The following is a 16,963-nucleotide window of genomic DNA, read 5'->3' on the forward strand; positions in this document are numbered from 1 at the left end:
CGTAAAGCCCAGGGAGAGCCCCATGAACGCAATCGATCTTCTCATCGGCGGCAAGGATCAGTCGGCCAGCAACCAGCGCACGTTCCAGCGTCACAATCCGATCAGCGGTGAGATCGCCAGCATCGTGGCGGCGGCCTCGATCGACGACGCGATGCGCGCGGCTGACGCAGCTGCCGCTGCCTTCCCGGCCTGGTCGCAGCTCGGCCCCTCCGAGCGCCGCAAGCGTCTCAGCGCGGCGGCCGATGTCCTTGCCAGGCGCGCCCCGGAGTTCACGGCAATGATGGTCGCCGAGACCGGCGCGACCGCGGGCTGGGCCGGCTTCAACGTGCATCTGGCTGAGGGCTTGCTGCGTGATGCCGCCGCCATGACGACGCAGATCTCTGGCGAGGTCATCCCGACCGACAAGCCCGACAATCTTGCAATGGCGTTCCGGCAGCCGGTCGGCGTCGTGCTGGGAATCGCACCGTGGAATGCGCCGGTGATCTTGGGTGTACGGTCCGTCGCCATGCCGCTCGCCTGCGGCAACACCGTGGTGCTGAAGGCCTCGGAAATGAGCCCGGGCGTGCATCGGCTGATCGGGAGCTGCTTGGCCGAGGCGGGCCTCGGCGACGGCGTCGTCAATGTCGTCACCAATGCGCCCGAGGATGCGCAGGCCGTGGTCGAGGCGTTGATCGCCCACCCGGCGGTGCGGCGCGTGAACTTTACCGGCTCGACCCGGGTCGGCCGCCTGATCGCGCTCGCTTGCGCAAAGCATCTGAAGCGAGCGCTGCTCGAGCTCGGCGGCAAGGCGCCGCTGGTCATCCTCGACGATGCCGATCTCGATGCGGCCGTGAATGCCGCCGCGTTCGGCGCCTTCATGAACCAGGGCCAGATCTGCATGTCCACCGAGCGGATCGTCGTCGACGATGCGGTTGCCGACGCCTTCATCGAAAAGTTCGCGGCGAAAGCGAAGAGCCTGCCCTTCGGTGATCCCCGCAAGGGCAATGTCGTGCTGGGCTCGCTGGTCTCAGGCGCGGCCTGCGACCGGGTCGGCGGCCTGATCGACGATGCCGTCGCCAAGGGCGCGGTGCTCGCCGCCGGCGGCAAGGGCACCGGCACGATCATGCCCGCCACGATCGTCGACCACGTGACGCCGGCCATGCGCATCTATGGCGAGGAGAGTTTTGGCCCCGTCGTTACCGTGGTCCGGGTCAGCGGCGTCGATGAGGCCGTCCGGGTGGCCAACGACACCGAATACGGTCTCTCAGCCGCCGTGTTCGGGCGCGACATCGCCCGCGCGCTCGGCGTTGCCAAACGGATCGAGTCCGGCATCTGCCACGTCAATGCGCCGACCGTGCATGACGAGCCTCAGGTGCCGTTCGGCGGCACCAAGGCGTCAGGCTATGGCCGCTTCGGCGGCAGGGCCGCGCTCGACGAGTTCACCGAGCTGCGCTGGATCACGGTGCAGACTGGGCCGCGGCATTATCCGTTCTGATGGCGCCGCGCCCGCGCTGGCGGTTTAACGCAGCGGCAACAGGTCGAGCTGGCTTTGTGCCTTCTTGACGGCTGCCGCAAACCAGCGCTGCTGCGGCGCCTCCTTGGCAAAGCACTTTGTGTGCGCGGCCATCGCCTCGTCTTCGTGCTTGAGATCGCCGCGCGGGTCCTTCTTGTTGATGGGCTTTGCCATCATCTGCTTCCAGACCTTTTCGCAAGCCGGGATTAGCCCCGTCTTCAGGGCTTCGCGGACGTCGACATAAAAGACCTTCTCGCCCTGGATCACAACCACGCCAATTTCGCCCGGCGTACCCTTCAGATCGCCATTGCCGCGCACGCCCAGTACCGCAACGGCGGCGGTAGCCCCGGCGGGCTTCGTGATCGGCAGGTCGGCATATTTGGCAAAGGCGGCGTCCTGGATCGCCCAATAGTAGAATTCGCTGGACCTGAGCGCCGCGTCGATCGCCTGTTGCAGGCCATCCTCGCGACGCGTGCGCAACCACTGCTTGAGCAGCGTGGTCGTCGTCACCACGACGTGGGTCTTGTCGCCTTCCGACGTGAAGGCGAGCCCGTCGAGATGGCCAAAGCCCGAGTCGCGCTTGTCGAGCGTATCGACGTTGGACGTGCCATCTTTCGGCATCCCCTTGATCGTCACTGGCCCGGTCACGGCACGCAAGGCGGTTGCGAGCTGTTCGAGCGCTGCCGTGTGCTGCTTGGAGCTCTCCTCATCGGTCTCGGACTTCGAGAATTTGGCGATGTAGCGGTCGCGCATGTCGAGATAGTGCTGCTCGGGCGAGGCCGCGTTGGCCTTGGCAGTGAAGGCGAGCAGAAAGAGGACGGCGAACCATTTCATGGCAATCTTCCGCGCGAAGGGGCGAGCTCACAGGACTTTGTGCGCGGGTTTTGCCGGAAGGTTCATGTCGGCGGGCTGTTCGCGTGGCAGTCCCCTCCCCGACCGCCCCCGATCCCGCGCTTGGCGCCGAGTTGATCGTCTACGACGCGCTGAACGCAGCAACGGTGTCGGGGAGCCCTTAGCCCGTATTCCTGACCGCCTCAGCCAACATTGCGTAAAGCTGGCGCTTGCTGAGTTCTTTGGGCTGCCGCTTCTCAAGCGGTTTCGACACCTTCTTTCCTACCGGGCGGGCGCAAGCGGCGGACAACGCCGGCCTTCGCTTTGGTACCGGCCTTATCCTGGGTTTTGCAGTTGATGGCGTGTGACCACGCTTCAGGCCCAAACGCGTCAGCCTCCCGCAAACTGCGTTACGACTACACCCCAGACGGCGCGCGATCTGCGAGGCGCTGTGTCCTAAGACCCAGAGTTCTTTCAGCAGCGCGACGTCTCTGTCATCCCAGCTCATGGCGACATTATAACGCCGGCTCCCGATTGCTGGCTAGTCTAGTCCTCATCTGGCTCGCGCACGACCGGCGATTCTTCCTCCTCCTCTTCTTCGTCCTCTTCGTCCTCGTCGTCTTCTTCCTCCTCATCAGGATCTCGAGGCGGCATCGTGTTGCCCATGATGACCAAGGCACCACAGTCGATCGAGCCGGCGGCATGTCCTTCGAAGATGCGTTGCTTCATGTTGTTGCTCCTCCAAATACTCGTGTCGGATGCCTGATCACGGATGACGTGATGAGCGAATTGAACCGTTACCATCCTCAGGAGTTCAATTTCATGGAATGAAGCTCGTTGGAGGCGGGCTTCCTGAGGGAACTCGAGGCCATCTACGATGGGAGTGGCTCCATGACCCACATACGAGCGGGTAATACGATAGTCACGCAGATCACTGTGATCGAGGCGGAGCCGGAAAAGCAGAACGAGGCGCTCTCGCTGATGGCCGATCGAGCACGATTCATGGCTCGCCAGCCGGGTTTCGTCTCAATCAGCCTGCATCGAAGTCTCGATGGGCGGCGCATCGTCAACTACATCCAATGGCAAAACCGCGAACTGTTGAAGTCTGCTCACCAATCGCCGGACTTTCGCAAGGAGTGGGCCAGGTTTGACGACTTGACCGATCAAATCGATCCACACCTCTATGAGGTCGTCGAAGTCTTGGACGCCGACTGAGTTTTCGCATTTGGTTCAGATCCTGCACCGATGCCCTGCAGGGCCTGCAGCGCGGCATAGGGGAGACAGCACGATTTGGCGGCCTGCCTCCCGCCCGGCCCGGCTCAGAGCTGCACGAGCGTGTCCCTGAACAAGTCGCTATTGGGCAGCTTGTTGGTCGACAAAAGGTCCGATTGGCTCTTGAGCTCGGTGACCAGCTTGCCGCGCGGCACTTCGTGCTCCTCGTGGAAGACGCCCTCCAGCGTCGACATCAGGGTTTTCAGCCGCCCCTGCCCTGAAGCCGCCGATTTCTTCTTGAAGAGACTCCAAAGTTTCTTCGGCGTCGCGTTCCAGCTTCCGTGATGCCCGACCTTGTAGAGATCGACGCTCTGCAGCAGCGCCTTGTATTTGTCGTTGGTGCCGTCGAGGGCATAGAGCCAGTTCTCGAGCTGAGCGTCGCCGGGGAACAGGAACTTCTTAGCTCCGGCTTCGAACACCAGGATGACGCTGGTGTTGTTCATGACCTTGTCGAGCATGGTGACGATCGAGAGCAGTTGCTCGGCCTGCGCCTGGCGGGCGTGATAGATCAGCCACCGCGCCTCGACCGGATAGTTCGGCCCCGCACTTGCAACATGACGCGGAAACAGCACCTTGCTCTTGCCTTTGGATGTCGCCAACGAACTGCCCGCGCGCATGGCGCGGGCCTGAAAATTCCAATACTGGTCCGAGGTCTTGGCGTAGGATTTGATCTTGTCGCTCTGCGCGACGGTGGGAGGTCCGAGGACGTGGACCTTGACGCCGGGCAATAGGGAGTCGAGGCCCGATTTCGTACCCGAGAACACGTAGACCGGATCCTCCTGTCCCATCGTCATCAGGTTCTTCACGGCGTCGAGATTCTTGACGTTGTCTTCGCCGATTAAGGTGAGCCGGTCCCTCGCCTCCCGCGGCAGCCCGCCGCGCTGTGCTGCCTCCACGACATGCGCGGCGATCTCGTGAATATCCGACAAGGCCGCAACGCGCTTATCCGCCCCGTCGCCAAAGCGCTTCAAGGCCGGCTTGTTCGCCGTCTCCGCCAATCCCGGCTCCTCGGTCCAGGGCTGGACCACGACCTTCGGCTTCATGGCGCGGATGACGTCACCGGTGCCCTTGCCGTTGCTGCTGCGTTGAAACCCCGAGATATGGTCCTGGTGCCGGTGGGTCGCGACCACCGCGAACGGATCGTCGCCGACGGTGGCTTTGATGTCATTGGCGATCCGAAGCATGTGGCCCTTCGGAGCACCCGGGGGCAAGGCCTTGGTGCCGAAGTCGATCAGCACATGCCGCTTCTTGCTGCCGTCGTAGGTAAAGCTCAGCAGGAAGCAGTCGCCGAAGCCGACCTGGTAGGTCCGGATGTTCAGGCTGTTCGGAGCCGATGCTGCCATGTCACTCACTCCGCTCCGCTCTCGCCATGCGCGCGCGGTGGAGGCGCGCAAGACGCAACCCGTCCTGCTGGTCGCCATCGAGAGCGCCGCTTTCCCAAAGATATTTCAATCGCGCCGTCTGGCGCTTGGCGTCCTCGATGCGGTTTGCGATCTTGTATTTGAGCTGGCCGTACTCGTTGAAGATCAGCGCCCCGCCGCCAAAGATGCGGATGCGCATCGTCGGCGGAAGATCGGGCGGCGGCGTGATCTTCAGGGCCGCCTTGAGCTCCTTCGCCTGCAAGGTCATGATCTGCACGTACTCGGCAACGGTCTCGCGCAGCGTAAAACCGTCCGGCCCGATCCGGATGCTCGGACGCACCGACTGGACTTCGACATAACCCCTGTCGTCGATGTCGAGCGCCTTGCGGTTCTCCCAGATGAAGCGGAAGACCTCCTCCTTGTCACGGAGCATGGAATCGAAGTGGGTCCGCGCGTAGACGAGCTCGCGGCCGTCGAACTGCTTCCAGAGGCCGTCGACGTCGGCACCGGTCGCGTGCCTGATGTCGAAATTGTTGAAGTGCCTCAGCAACGCGGCGCGATAGCGGTATTTGTCGTCGGGCACCACCTCCCGGTCGACGGTGAGCAGCGCCGACAAATAGTCCGCAAATGTGATGTCGGTCGGCGGACAATAGTCGAGGGCGCGAATGGACATGGTCAGAAGATGGCCGGCGGCGCGCGCCCCCTCCTCCACCACCAGGCTGCGGTCCCGCTTGCCCGGCGAGACGAAACCGATCTTGGCGAGGCGCGACATCCAGATTTCGAGGAAAGCGTTCATCATCGCGGCAACCAGCAGCTCGCCGCGATCGTGCTCCTCGCTGAACTCCGGCATCGACATGTAGGGACGGCCGGCCCTGAGCTTCACCGATCGCCGCAGCGCGCTTTCACGTCCTTTCGACAGGCCCACCCCCATCTCCTCGGCGAGACCGAGCAGGACGGACTGCTTCAGTGCATCGGCAGTGAGATGCGCCTTGGAGATCATCCGTCCGCGCGGCGTGCTGCGATCCAGCAATTGCCCGACGAGATCGGGAAGCGAAAAGATCGACAGCAGCGCGATGATGTCGGCAAACCCTTCGTGGAAGGCCGCCTGATCGGGCGAGGACGGCTCCAGATATCGGGAGCGGATTCCGTCGAGGATCGCATGCGTGGTCTCATGGGCAACGATATCGTGCGAAAGGCAGGTAAAGATCGGCCGGTTCGACGGCCCCGTGAAATAGCCGAAGAAGATGCCGCGATGCTCGCGGGAATAGAACGCGTTGGCATCGGCGAAGGCGTGCGGGGCGACGTGGATCTGATGGCCCTGGCTGCCCCAGGGCACCCGGCGTCCCAGGGCGAATTCGAACTGCGCGAGCGTTCGCATCACGATGGCATAGACGTTCTGGGCGTGAAACGTGGGGTCGGACACGAGCTTGTGGTCGTACCGCTTCGGGCGCTTGCGCGGCGTACCGTCTGCCTTCTTCAAGGCGAACGCATCCTCGTACTGCCCGTTCTTGGCGCGCTTGAGCACGGCCGGTCTGTAAAGCGTGCTGGTCGCCGTGTCGAAATCGATGACGTTGACGCGGTAGCCCCGCGGTCCGGCCAGGAGCTCCTCGGCGGGCACGTCGACCTCGGACATGAGGATCTTGCCGCCGATCCTGACCGACGGGTCCTGCGCGATGATCGTCAGCTTTTGCGTATTGACCAGGCTGTGTCGCGAACCACGCGTGTTGCGCATGCTTCCCCCTGAGAGGTCATGGGGAAGGCGCATCCGCTTCCGAGCGGACAAATGACCGCTACCCTCGCCCTGCCCGAGCTTGGATGAACTCAGGCAGGACGGCAACTAGGACTAGAAGCCGCACCCGGCTCCGCCGGCGCTCAGCGCCACATCAGCCAGGGCAGCACGATGAACAGCAGTCCGGCGAAGTAAATCAGCCCGAACAGCAGCCCGAAGCCCCAAAACTGTCCTTTACCGATGTAGCCGCTGCCGAAATACATCGGCGCGGGTCCAGTGGCGTAGGGCGAGATCACGCCCATCAGGCCCAGCGAATACATGCACAGGAGCGCCAGCGTTGCGACCGGCATGTCGGGAATGCCCGATCCCACCGCGAGCACGACCGGCAGCACGGCCGCCGCATGCGAGGTGATGCTGGAGAAGAAGTAGTGGATCCAGAAGAACAGCGCGACCAGCAGCACCATCACAGTCGGCGGCGACAGCCCGATCAGGGGTTTTGCGTATTCGTTCGCCACCCATTTGATGAAGCCGATCTCGTTCAGGCCCGAGGCGAGCGTGAGCAGCGAGGTGAAGTAGAAGAACACCTCCCAGGCGCTCTTTTCACTGACGATGTCGTGGAAGGTGATGACCCCGGTGACCAGCATCAGCGAGATCACGATGAACACGACCATCGTGGCGTTGATGAAGTTGGAGCCGAGGAACGGCACGCGAATGTCCGGCGACGAGCCGGTGATCCACAGGAACATCGCGAGCAGGATCAAGGCGAACATGATCCACTCGTTGCGCGACATCGGCCCCATTGCCGCGAGCTCCTTGCTCGCCCATTCGGAGATCTCCGGGCTTCGCTTCACCTCGGGCCGGCACACGACGTAGCTGATGAGGGGAACGAGGATCATGAGCAAAATGCCGAGCGGCGCAAAACCGATGAACCACTGCGCCCAGCTCACGTCAATGCCGACCGTCTTCTTGGCGATCGCAAGCGCGGCGGCATTGGGCGCAAGTGCGGTGAAGAACAGCGAGCTCGTGACCGCGGTCGCGGCAAAGGCGGTCCACATCACATAGGTGCCGATCTTGCCGGCGGTCGGACCGGGCTCGGAGCCGTAGATGCGGGGAATGTTGGAGATGATGGGATAGACAATGCCGCCGCTGCGCGCCGTGTTCGAGGGCGTTGCGGGTGCGAGCAGGAAGTCGGACATCGCGACCGCATAGCCGAGGCCGAGCGTGTTGGTTCCGAGGCTGCGCACCAGCAGCAGCGCGATGCGCCGGCCGAGCTGGCTCTTGCGATAACCGATCGAGAACACGAAGGCGCCGACGATGAGCCACACCGTGCTTTCGGAAAAGCCTGCCAGCATCCAGCGCAGCGATTTGCCGGGGTCGGACTCGATGTAGCCGCCGACGCCGGCGACCGTCAGCCCGATCAGGCCGACCGCGCCGACCGGCATGGATTCAAGGATGAGCCCAGTGATGACGGCGGCGAAGATCGCAAAATAGTGCCACTGGTTGGCGTTGAGCCCCGGAGGCACTGGCCACAGATAGATCGCGAGCCAGACCACGAGCGGCGCGAACAACTTCCAACGAAACGTCATGGGCACTCCCCCCTCAACAGACAGCTTGCCGGTTCGTTGACCGGCCGCTGCCGCCTCAAGCGTATACGACACAGTCTGGGGTGCGACACAATGGCCAGGGACCGCGGCCGCCGGATTTCCTTGTGCGATGCAAAAGACCTATCGTCCCCTGAACCGCGGCTTGCGGCGGCCCAAAAACGCCTCCACGCCCTCCTTGTGGTCCTCGCTGAGGCTCGCCAGCGCGAACTGGTCGAGGTCCATGTGGCTGGCGAGATCGTCGAGGGCATGTGCGAGGCGGTTGACAGTGAGCTTTGTCATGGCGACTGAGAGTGGCGGTTGGCTTGCCACTTTCCACGCAAGGTCCATGGCGGCGTCAAAGGCCTTGCCGGGATCGACGACGTGCTCGACCAGCCCCCATTCATAGGCCTCGTCCGCCGTGATGCGCTGGTCGGCGAGGATCACGGCCTGCTTGGTGCGGGCAGGTCCAATCAGATGCAGCAGGCGCGGGATGCTCTGCCAGCTCATGTTCATGCCGAGCCCGATCTCGGGCACGCGCAGATGCGCATCGCTCCCCATGACACGGAAGTCCAATGCGACTGCCAATGCCACGCCGCCGCCGACGCAAAAGCCCTCGATGGCGGCAATCGTGACCTGCTCCATCTCCTGCCAGGCGTGGGTGAGGCGCGGCCCGAGCTTGAGGTGCCGGCGCAAGCTCCCGAGGTCCATCGTCTTGCGCGAGCGCCCCTCGGCATCCTTCAGGTCGAAGCCGGCGCTGAACGCATCATTGCTGCCGGTCAGCACCACAACGGAGGTTGCGGCATCATCCTCAAAACTGCGGGCGGCCGCGGTAAGCTGGCGCAATGCCTCCGGCGACAGCGCGTTGATGCCGTCGCCGCGGTCGAACCGCACCACGGCGATCCGCCCCTCGGGTCCGAGGCCCTTCTCGATTGTCACGTACTCCACCACCGCAACCTCCCTGTTCTTGTTCTTGCCGTTACAGATGGCCGGTACGGCGATGCTCGGGCTGCGCGCCTTCCACCGGAAAGCGGATCGTAGTGCCGAGCGTGATCCAGTTGGCGTTCTCGCCGGTGATGTTGCGGCCGTAGATCACGTCGACGGAAAAGATCTCGTTCGGCCGGTAGCGCACGCCGGTCTGGAATCGCGGCTGCACGACGCTTGGCGTATCCGATGCCCCGGCCTGCCCGAACGCCTCGATCGTCCATTGCAGGGTGTCGGTGAACTTCCAGTCAAAGCCGATGCCGTAGGTCAAATAGTGACGGTCGACCGTCCGGTCCCATAGCCAGCCGCCGTTGAGATTGATGCGCATCGTCTCGGACAGCCGGTAGGTCGCCGGGATGACGGCGAATGCGGACAGGTTTTCGCCGGTCGCCGCATCGAAGGAGCCGCCGGCATAGGCCGAGAAACCCCAACGGCCGATGCCGGTCGGCACGAAGTTCGTCTTGGCCTTGGGGCTGAGCGTCGTGCTCCACTCGCCGTCGCTGCGCGCGCGATTGGTGTTGAGGCTCAACTCGATCGGCGTGAAGGGATTGACGACGCAGGACGGATTGGCGACCGCCGAAAAGTCCGTGTTGGTGGCCACCGACATCCAGCTTTCGACTTTGCAGGAGCCGACCTCGGAAATGTCGGCCGCGTCGACCGCATAGGCGCCATTCGCGGCGTACGCATCCGGTGCGGCGAGCGCGGCAAATAGCGCGATTGCGAAAGCAATTCCGGTTCGTTTTTCGGCCCATCCCATGGCGGGATGTTAGCAGAGTCTTCGCCTCGACAACGCCCGGATTCTGGGACTAATCTTCGGGCCATGAGTGAGCATCATCACCACCACGATCACGATCATTCCGAACTCTCGGAGACCGAGCTGCGCGTGCGCGCGCTCGAGACGATTTTGACTGAAAAAGGCTATGTCGAGCCGGCCGCGCTCGATGCCATCATCCAGGCCTATGAGACCAAGATCGGCCCCCACAACGGCGCGCGCGTCGTCGCCAAGGCCTGGGTCGATCCGGCGTTCAAAAAAGCGCTGCTGGAGGATGGCTCGAAGGCCATCGGCACGCTCGGCCATGTCAGCCGCGTCGGCGACCATCTCGTCGTGGTTGAGAACACGGCACAGCGGCACAACATGGTCGTGTGCACGCTTTGCTCCTGCTACCCCTGGGAGATGCTTGGGCTGCCGCCGGTCTGGTACAAGGCCTCGCCCTACCGCTCGCGCGCGGTGAAGGATCCACGTGGCGTGCTCGCCGATTTCGACGTCACGCTGCCGAAGGACATGGAAATCCGCGTCTGGGATTCGACTGCCGAGACGCGCTTCCTGGTGCTGCCGATGCGGCCCGACGGCACGGAAGGCTGGAGCGAGGAGCAACTCGCCGAGCTCGTCACGCGCGATTCCATGATCGGTACCGGCTTTCCCAAGACGCCCGGAGCGCCTTCATGAACGGCGTGCACGACATGGGCGGCATGGACGGGTTCGGCAAGGTCGAGCCCGAACCAAACGAGCCGATGTTCCACGCGGACTGGGAGTCGCGCGTGCTGGCGATGGTGCGCGCGATGGGTGCGGCCGGCGCCTTCAACATCGACACCTCTCGGTTCTATCGCGAGACGCTGCCGCCGCACGTGTATCTCTCGAGCTCCTACTACAAGAAGTGGTTCCTCGGTCTCGAGGAGATGCTGATCGAGAAGGGCTACCTCACCCGCGAGGAGGTCGCCGCAGGGCACGCTATGCAGCCCGCAAAGGCGCTCAAGCACGGCAAGTTCGACCTCGCCAATATCGAGCGCGTGATGGTGCGCGGCAAGTTCGCCCGCCCTGCCCCGGCACCCGCCAAATTCAACATCGGCGACAAGGTGCGCGCGAAGAACATCCATCCCACGACGCACACGCGCCTCCCGCGCTATGTGCGCGGACATGTCGGCGTCGTCGAGCTCAACCACGGCTGTCACGTGTTTCCGGATTCGGCGGCGATGGAGCTCGGCGAGAATCCGCAATGGCTCTACACGGTCGTGTTCGAGGGCAGCGATCTCTGGGGCGCGGATGGTGATCCGACATTGAAGGTCTCGATCGACGCGTTCGAGCCCTATCTGGACCCGGCGTGATGAGCAGCAATGCTGCTGCCGCTGCGACGGAGGCCATCCCGAGCATTCCGCGCGATGATGAGGGCCCGGTCTTCCGTGCGCCCTGGGAGGCCCATGCCTTTGCGATGGCGCTGACACTGCACGACCGCGGCGTGTTCACCTGGCCCGAATGGGCCGCAGCGCTCGCCGACGAGATCAAGCGCGCGCAGGCCGCAGGCGACCCTGATACGGGCGAGACCTACTATCTGCACTGGCTCGCCACGCTGGAAGGCCTCGTCGCCAGCAAGGGCGTTGCATCGACGGAAACCCTGCATCGCTACCGCGACGCCTGGGACCACGCCGCCGACCGCACGCCGCACGGCAAGCCGATCGAGCTGCAGGCTGAAGACTTCCGCTAGCAACCCTGTCATTGCGAGCGAAGCGAAGCAATCCAGAGTCTGTCCGCGGCGGCAATCTGGATTGCTTCGCTTCGCTCGCAATGACAGTAGAGGAAGCGGCGCTATTTCCCCGCCACGTACTCCCGCCATCCCTTCGCCCGCAGGCTGCACGCGGGGCACTCGCCGCAACCAAAGCCCCAATCATGCTGCGCACCGCGTTCGCCGAGATAGCAGGTGTGCGACTGCTCGCGGATGAGATCGACGAGCCCTGCTCCGCCAAGGTCGCGCGCAAGCTTCCAGGTCGCGGCCTTGTCGATCCACATCAACGGCGTATGCAGCTCGAATTTTCGCGCCATGCCGAGTGACAACGCGGCCTGCATGGCGCGGATGGTGTCGTCGCGACAGTCAGGATAGCCGGAATAATCCGTCTCGCACATGCCGCCGACGATGTCGGAGATGCCGCGCCGGTAGGCCAGCGCCGCGGCGAAGGTCAGGAACACGAGATTGCGGCCGGGCACAAAGGTGTTGGGCAGACCGTCGGCGCCCATGGCGATCTCGACATCGCGGGTCAGCGCGGTATCGGAGACGGCAGCCAATGTCGGGATGGACAACGTGTGGCTCTCGCCGAGCCGCGTAGCCCAATCCGCATTCAGCGCCCTGATCCCCGCGAACAGCCGCGCGCGGCAGTCGAGCTCGATAGCGTGGCGCTGGCCGTAGTCGAAGCCGAGCGTTTCAACGTGCGCAAAGCGGCTCAAGGCCCAGGCAAGGCAGGTGGTGGAGTCCTGCCCGCCGGAAAACAGCACCAAGGCGGTGTCTGATGACAATGATTTGCTCATGGTGCCGCGCTTTAGCATCGCCCGCGATGGCCGCCAATCGGTGGAAATCGAAGGGTTCCGGCGTGGGAGGCTGGGAACGGCAGGCCGCTTGCGGCATAAGGTGCGGCAGACAGGAGAATTGGCCCGCAATGACCCCTTCCCGCGACGTTTCCCGCCTGATCGAGATCATGGCGGCACTGCGCACGCCGGTGACCGGCTGCCCCTGGGACCTCGAGCAAAGTTTTGCGACGATCGCGCCTTATACCATCGAGGAGGCTTATGAAGTCGCCGATGCGATCACGCGCGGCGATTTCGACGACCTCCGCGAGGAGCTGGGCGATCTCCTGCTCCAGGTCGTCTATCACGCGCAGATGGCCGAAGAGCAAAATGCCTTCGCCTTCGGCGACGTCGTCGAGGCGATCACGAAGAAGATGATCCGCCGCCATCCGCACGTCTTTGCCGACAAGGACGGCAACATCAAGCCCGCGGGCGTCAAGAGCGCGTGGGAGCGCATCAAGGCCGAGGAGAAGGCCGAACGCGCCGCACGGCGTCCGCCGGACGAGGCGAACCACAAATCGCTTCTGGCGAGCGTCAAGGCTGGCCTTCCGGCGCTCACCCGCGCGATGGAGCTGCAGCGCAAGGCTTCCACCGTCGGCTTCGACTGGAACGACCCGCGCGCAGTGCTCAAAAAAATCCGCGAGGAAGCCGACGAGATCGAAGCCGCGCTCGACCGTAACGACAAGCAGGAGCTGGCCGAGGAAACCGGCGACCTTCTGTTTGCGCTCGTCAACCTCGCCCGCCACGTCGATGCCGACCCGGAGTCCGCCTTGCGGGCGACCAACGCAAAGTTCGAGCGGCGCTTTGCGTATATCGAGCGCGCGCTTGAGGCCAAGGGGCGGACGCTGGAGCAAGCGTCGCTGGAGGAAATGGACGGGCTTTGGAACGCGGCGAAGGGCGAGGAGAAGCCGACGTCAGAGATGCGCAAGGAAGCGCGCCGCTAGTTCAGTGTCGTCCCGGCGCAGGCCGGGACCCATACCGCGGAATCTATCAATTGCGGGTGGTAACAGTACCGAACGACTAATCTTCGCCAAACCACTCCCTGTGGTTATGGGTCCCGGATCTGCGCGCGCTTGAGGCGCGCTTGTCCGGGACGACAGTGGTCTATGCGGACAGACGCGGCACGGCGTCAAACCGGTTCACCACGATGTCCCGTTTGGTCTCGTCGACCCGCACGGTCATATCGAAGCGGCCGTCGTGCAGCTGCTTTGCCAGCACCTCCGAATTGCGGTGCAGCCAGGAGATGCCGGCGCCGTCGGCGGCGTCGATCGACAGGTCGAGTGTGGTGCGCTTGGCGGCGAGGCGTTCCTCGATCGCGCTGAGCAGCGCGTCGATCCCCTCGCCCGACACGGCTGAGACCAGCATTGCGGGATGATCGGCGGGCCTGCGCGCAGCGATGTTCTGCAACTCGTCGCGCTGTTCGGCGTCAAAACGATCGATCTTGTTCCAGACCTCGATGATGCGGCCGCTGTCATCAGGGTTGATGCCGAGCTGGCGCAAGACCGCATCGACGTCGCTCTGCTGCGCCTCGGCGTCTTCATGCGCGATGTCGCGGACATGGAGGATGACGTCGGCCTCGAGCACCTCCTCCAGCGTGGCGCGGAAGGCGGCGACGAGCTGCGTCGGCAGGTTGGAGATGAAGCCGACGGTGTCCGACAGCATCGCCTTGCCGCCATGCGGCAGGTTGAGCGCGCGCAAGGTCGGATCGAGCGTCGCAAACAGCATGTCGGCGGCCTGCACGTCGGCGCGGGTCAGGCGGTTGAACAGCGTCGACTTGCCGGCATTGGTGTAGCCGACCAGCGCGACGACGCGATACGGCACGCGCTGGCGGCCAGCGCGATGCAGACGGCGCGTGGCCTGCACCTTCCTGAGTTCGCCCTCGAGCTTGGTGATACGCTCCTGGATCAGCCGCCGGTCGGCCTCGATTTGCGTCTCGCCGGGACCGCCCATGAAACCGAAACCACCACGCTGGCGTTCGAGGTGGGTCCAGGACCGCACCAGGCGCGAGCGCTGGTAGTTGAGATGCGCGAGCTCGACCTGGAGCGCGCCTTCCTTGGTCTTGGCGCGGCGGCCGAAGATTTCCAGGATCAGCCCGGTGCGATCGAGCACCTTGGCGTGCCATTCCTTCTCGAGATTGCGCTGCTGGATCGGCGACAACGCGCAATCCATCACGACGAGCTCGACGTCGAGGGTCTTGATGAGGGTGGCGATCTCCTCGACCTTGCCCTTGCCGAGATAGGTCGCGGGGCGGATCTGGCTGATCGGCGCGATCAGGCTGTCGGCGATGACGAGGTCGATGGCGCGCGCAAGGCCCGCGGCCTCTTCCAGCCGCGCGTCGGCGTCGCGCACGACATGAGCTTCCGATTGCGCGTCGGCCCCGCCAGCGCGCATTCGCAAATAGGGGCCGATGACGATCACCCGCCCCGTCTGCCCTGCCCCTGCCGACCGCGGACGGTCGGCACCCCCGTCAAAGTTCCGGGGTTCCAATCAGATCACTCTCAAGCCGGCTGGTCCTCGCCGCCTTCGAATAGCTGGATCGGAGCGCCGGGCATGATGGTCGAGATCGCATGCTTGTAGACAAGCTGCGAATGACCGTCGCGCCGAAGCAGCAAGCAGAAATTGTCGAACCAGGTCACAATTCCCTGCAGCTTCACTCCGTTGACCAGAAAGATCGTCAGTGGCGTCTTGGTTTTGCGAACGTGATTTAGGAAGGTGTCTTGTAGGTTTTGTGCGCGGTCTGCCGCCATTGTTGTTATCTCGCTTTGAGTTTCTTTTTTTATTTGGACTTTCGTCCGGACCGGTTGTGCCCCTCTTGTGTGGGCCTTCCCGGCTGCCTTCCCTCATGAGATCCCCCTCCGGAGGGTCGGCGGCTCGATTAGAGGACAGGAGGAGATATTAGGCAAGCCGCTTGAGGCGGCAGCCCTCCCCCTGATCCTCCGGAAAACTACGGAATTCGATGATTTTCCTCTGATAATGTAAATCTGTGGCCGCGATGACGCGGCCCTCAACCGACGCCCAGCGCCTTCAACTTCCGGTGCAGCGCGCTCCGCTCCATGCCGACGAACTCCGCCGTGCGCGAAATATTGCCGGAAAAGCGACTGATCTGGGCGATCAGGTAATCGCGCTCGAACACCTCGCGCGCCTCCCGAAGCGGCAGGCCCATGATGTGCTCGCCATTGTTGCTGGTCGGCATCGCCGGCACCATCGAGCCGACGTCCTGCGGCAGCATGTCGGCGGTGATGATCACCTCAGGGCCGCCGGCCGCAAGAATCATGACCCTCTCAACGTTGTTGCGGAGCTGGCGTACGTTACCCGGCCAGACATGCGATTGCAGCACCGCCATCGCGTCCTGGCCGATCTGGCGCTTGGGCAGGCCGCTGCCGGCTGAAATCTGCTCCATGAAATAGTCGATCAATTCCGGAATGTCCTCGCGACGCTCCGACAGGGCGGGCACGCGGATCGGAACTACCGACAGGCGATGGTAGAGATCCTCGCGGAAATGACCGGCCGCGATCTCCTCTTCGAGGTTGCGCGCGGTGGACGAGATGATGCGCACGTCGACCTGCACTTTGGCGGTGCCGCCGACGCGCTGGAACGATTGCTCGACCAGCACGCGCAAAATCTTGTTCTGGGTCTCGCGCGGCATGTCCGCGATCTCGTCGATGAACAGCGTGCCGCCATGGGCCTCTTCCAGCGCGCCGGGCTTGCGCGGCTGCTCGCCATTGGACTGCTCGACGCCGAACAGCTCGTGCTCCATGCGCTCCGGCGTGATCGCCGCGGCGTTGATCACCACGAACGGCCCATCGGCGCGGCCCGAAGCCGCATGCAGCGTGCGCGCGGTCAATTCCTTGCCGGCGCCCGCGGGCCCGACGATCAGGATGCGGCTGTTGGCTTTGGCGGCGCGCTCGATGGTCTGGCGGAGCTGGTTCATGCTGGGCGAGCGGCCCATCAGGCTGCTCGCGGTCGGCGCGAGCTGCTTAAGCTCCTTCACCTCGCGCTTCAGGCGCGAGTTCTCGAGCGCCCGCGTCGCCACCAAGATCAAGCGGTCGGCCTTGAACGGCTTTTCGATGAAGTCATAGGCGCCGCGCTTGATCGCGGCGACCGCGGTCTCGATGTTGCCGTGGCCGGAGATCATGACGACCGGCAGGTCGACATTATCCTTCTTTACCTGCTCCAGCAGTTGCAGGCCGTCGAGTTTCGATCCCTGCAGCCAGATGTCGAGGAACACCAGATGCGGCCGGCGGTTGGCGATCTCGGCGAGCGCCGAGTCGCTGTCGCGCGCGGTCCTGGTGACAAATCCCTCGTCTTCGAGAATGCCCGCAACGAGGTCCCGAATATCGGCCTCATCATCGACAATCAGAATTTCACTTGCCATGGGTCGTG

18 protein-coding genes are annotated in these 16,963 nt (G+C 63.8%); 6 read left to right on the forward strand and 12 right to left on the reverse strand.

From position 1 onward, the window contains the following. The first annotated feature begins 22 nt into the window (after positions 1-22). Positions 23-1,474: an aldehyde dehydrogenase gene (locus KUF59_RS22640; protein ID WP_258767181.1), complete on the forward strand. Its 1,452-nt coding sequence runs from the start codon at positions 23-25 to the stop codon at positions 1,472-1,474. 24 nt (positions 1,475-1,498) lie between these two features. Here the strand turns inward: KUF59_RS22640 and KUF59_RS22645 are convergent, their stop codons facing one another. From KUF59_RS22645 to KUF59_RS22655, 3 genes are all read right to left on the reverse strand, one after another. After that, positions 1,499-2,326 (reverse strand): hypothetical protein, encoded by an 828-nt coding sequence (locus tag KUF59_RS22645; RefSeq protein ID WP_212461155.1) that lies wholly within the window; start codon positions 2,324-2,326, stop codon positions 1,499-1,501. A gap of 178 nt (positions 2,327-2,504) precedes the next feature. After that, entirely contained in the window at positions 2,505-2,831 is a 327-nt protein-coding gene (locus KUF59_RS22650; protein WP_212461156.1) for a GcrA family cell cycle regulator, read from the reverse strand. Positions 2,832-2,869: 38 nt separating this feature from the next. Then, a complete protein-coding gene (locus tag KUF59_RS22655) occupies positions 2,870-3,052 on the reverse strand; it encodes a hypothetical protein (protein ID WP_212461157.1) in 183 nt (60 codons plus the stop codon). A gap of 162 nt (positions 3,053-3,214) precedes the next feature. Here KUF59_RS22655 and KUF59_RS22660 point away from each other — a divergent pair, with 162 nt between their 5' ends. Continuing rightward, positions 3,215-3,538: an antibiotic biosynthesis monooxygenase family protein gene (locus KUF59_RS22660; RefSeq protein ID WP_212461158.1), complete on the forward strand. Its 324-nt coding sequence runs from the start codon at positions 3,215-3,217 to the stop codon at positions 3,536-3,538. Between the two features lie 104 nt (positions 3,539-3,642). On the opposite strand, the gene KUF59_RS22665 is transcribed toward KUF59_RS22660, so the two are convergent. The 5 genes from KUF59_RS22665 to KUF59_RS22685 all read right to left on the reverse strand — a co-directional run bounded on the left by KUF59_RS22665 (position 3,643) and on the right by KUF59_RS22685 (position 10,006). Beyond that, positions 3,643-4,938 carry a hypothetical protein gene (locus tag KUF59_RS22665; protein WP_212461159.1) on the reverse strand — a complete coding sequence of 432 codons (1,296 nt, stop codon included), beginning with the start codon at positions 4,936-4,938 and terminating at the stop codon, positions 3,643-3,645. 1 nt (position 4,939) lies between these two features. After that, positions 4,940-6,688, reverse strand: coding sequence for a gluzincin family metallopeptidase (locus KUF59_RS22670; protein ID WP_212461160.1), 1,749 nt, complete (start codon positions 6,686-6,688; stop codon positions 4,940-4,942). A 140-nt stretch (positions 6,689-6,828) separates the two neighbouring features. Further along, positions 6,829-8,271 carry a DASS family sodium-coupled anion symporter gene (locus tag KUF59_RS22675; protein WP_212461161.1) on the reverse strand — a complete coding sequence of 481 codons (1,443 nt, stop codon included), beginning with the start codon at positions 8,269-8,271 and terminating at the stop codon, positions 6,829-6,831. 138 nt (positions 8,272-8,409) lie between these two features. Then, on the reverse strand, positions 8,410-9,216 hold the full coding sequence (locus KUF59_RS22680) for an enoyl-CoA hydratase/isomerase family protein (RefSeq protein ID WP_212461162.1): 807 nt from the start codon (positions 9,214-9,216) through the stop codon (positions 8,410-8,412). A 28-nt stretch (positions 9,217-9,244) separates the two neighbouring features. Further along, a complete protein-coding gene (locus KUF59_RS22685) occupies positions 9,245-10,006 on the reverse strand; it encodes a hypothetical protein (RefSeq protein WP_212461163.1) in 762 nt (253 codons plus the stop codon). Positions 10,007-10,069: 63 nt separating this feature from the next. Between KUF59_RS22685 and nthA the strand changes: the two genes are divergently transcribed. Genes nthA through KUF59_RS22700 form a run of 3 tightly spaced genes read left to right on the forward strand, consistent with a single transcriptional unit; the run spans position 10,070 to position 11,729 of the window. Further along, positions 10,070-10,696: a nitrile hydratase subunit alpha gene (gene nthA / locus KUF59_RS22690; protein WP_212461164.1), complete on the forward strand. Its 627-nt coding sequence runs from the start codon at positions 10,070-10,072 to the stop codon at positions 10,694-10,696. Beyond that, positions 10,693-11,352, forward strand: coding sequence for a nitrile hydratase subunit beta (gene nthB, locus KUF59_RS22695; RefSeq protein ID WP_212461165.1), 660 nt, complete (start codon positions 10,693-10,695; stop codon positions 11,350-11,352). Before nthA ends, nthB begins: the two co-directional genes overlap by 4 nt. After that, positions 11,352-11,729, forward strand: coding sequence for a nitrile hydratase accessory protein (locus KUF59_RS22700; RefSeq protein ID WP_212461166.1), 378 nt, complete (start codon positions 11,352-11,354; stop codon positions 11,727-11,729). Before nthB ends, KUF59_RS22700 begins: the two co-directional genes overlap by 1 nt. Before the next feature lie 101 nt (positions 11,730-11,830). On the opposite strand, the gene queC is transcribed toward KUF59_RS22700, so the two are convergent. Continuing rightward, positions 11,831-12,544, reverse strand: coding sequence for a 7-cyano-7-deazaguanine synthase QueC (gene queC, locus KUF59_RS22705; RefSeq protein WP_212461167.1), 714 nt, complete (start codon positions 12,542-12,544; stop codon positions 11,831-11,833). Between the two features lie 128 nt (positions 12,545-12,672). On the opposite strand from queC, the gene mazG reads away from it, so the two are divergent. Continuing rightward, positions 12,673-13,524 carry a nucleoside triphosphate pyrophosphohydrolase gene (mazG, locus tag KUF59_RS22710; RefSeq protein ID WP_212461168.1) on the forward strand — a complete coding sequence of 284 codons (852 nt, stop codon included), beginning with the start codon at positions 12,673-12,675 and terminating at the stop codon, positions 13,522-13,524. 160 nt (positions 13,525-13,684) lie between these two features. Here mazG and hflX read toward each other — a convergent pair whose 3' ends face one another. The 3 genes from hflX to ntrX form a co-directional block, all read right to left on the reverse strand. After that, positions 13,685-15,067, reverse strand: coding sequence for a GTPase HflX (hflX, locus tag KUF59_RS22715; protein ID WP_212461169.1), 1,383 nt, complete (start codon positions 15,065-15,067; stop codon positions 13,685-13,687). 11 nt (positions 15,068-15,078) lie between these two features. Further along, a complete protein-coding gene (gene hfq, locus KUF59_RS22720; protein WP_007591126.1) occupies positions 15,079-15,327 on the reverse strand; it encodes an RNA chaperone Hfq in 249 nt (82 codons plus the stop codon). 257 nt (positions 15,328-15,584) lie between these two features. Continuing rightward, positions 15,585-16,955: a nitrogen assimilation response regulator NtrX gene (gene ntrX, locus KUF59_RS22725; RefSeq protein WP_212461170.1), complete on the reverse strand. Its 1,371-nt coding sequence runs from the start codon at positions 16,953-16,955 to the stop codon at positions 15,585-15,587. Positions 16,956-16,963 lie beyond the last annotated feature (8 nt).

Origin of the sequence: Bradyrhizobium arachidis (assembly GCF_024758505.1) — a bacterium.
Lineage (GTDB): Bacteria > Pseudomonadota > Alphaproteobacteria > Rhizobiales > Xanthobacteraceae > Bradyrhizobium > Bradyrhizobium manausense_C.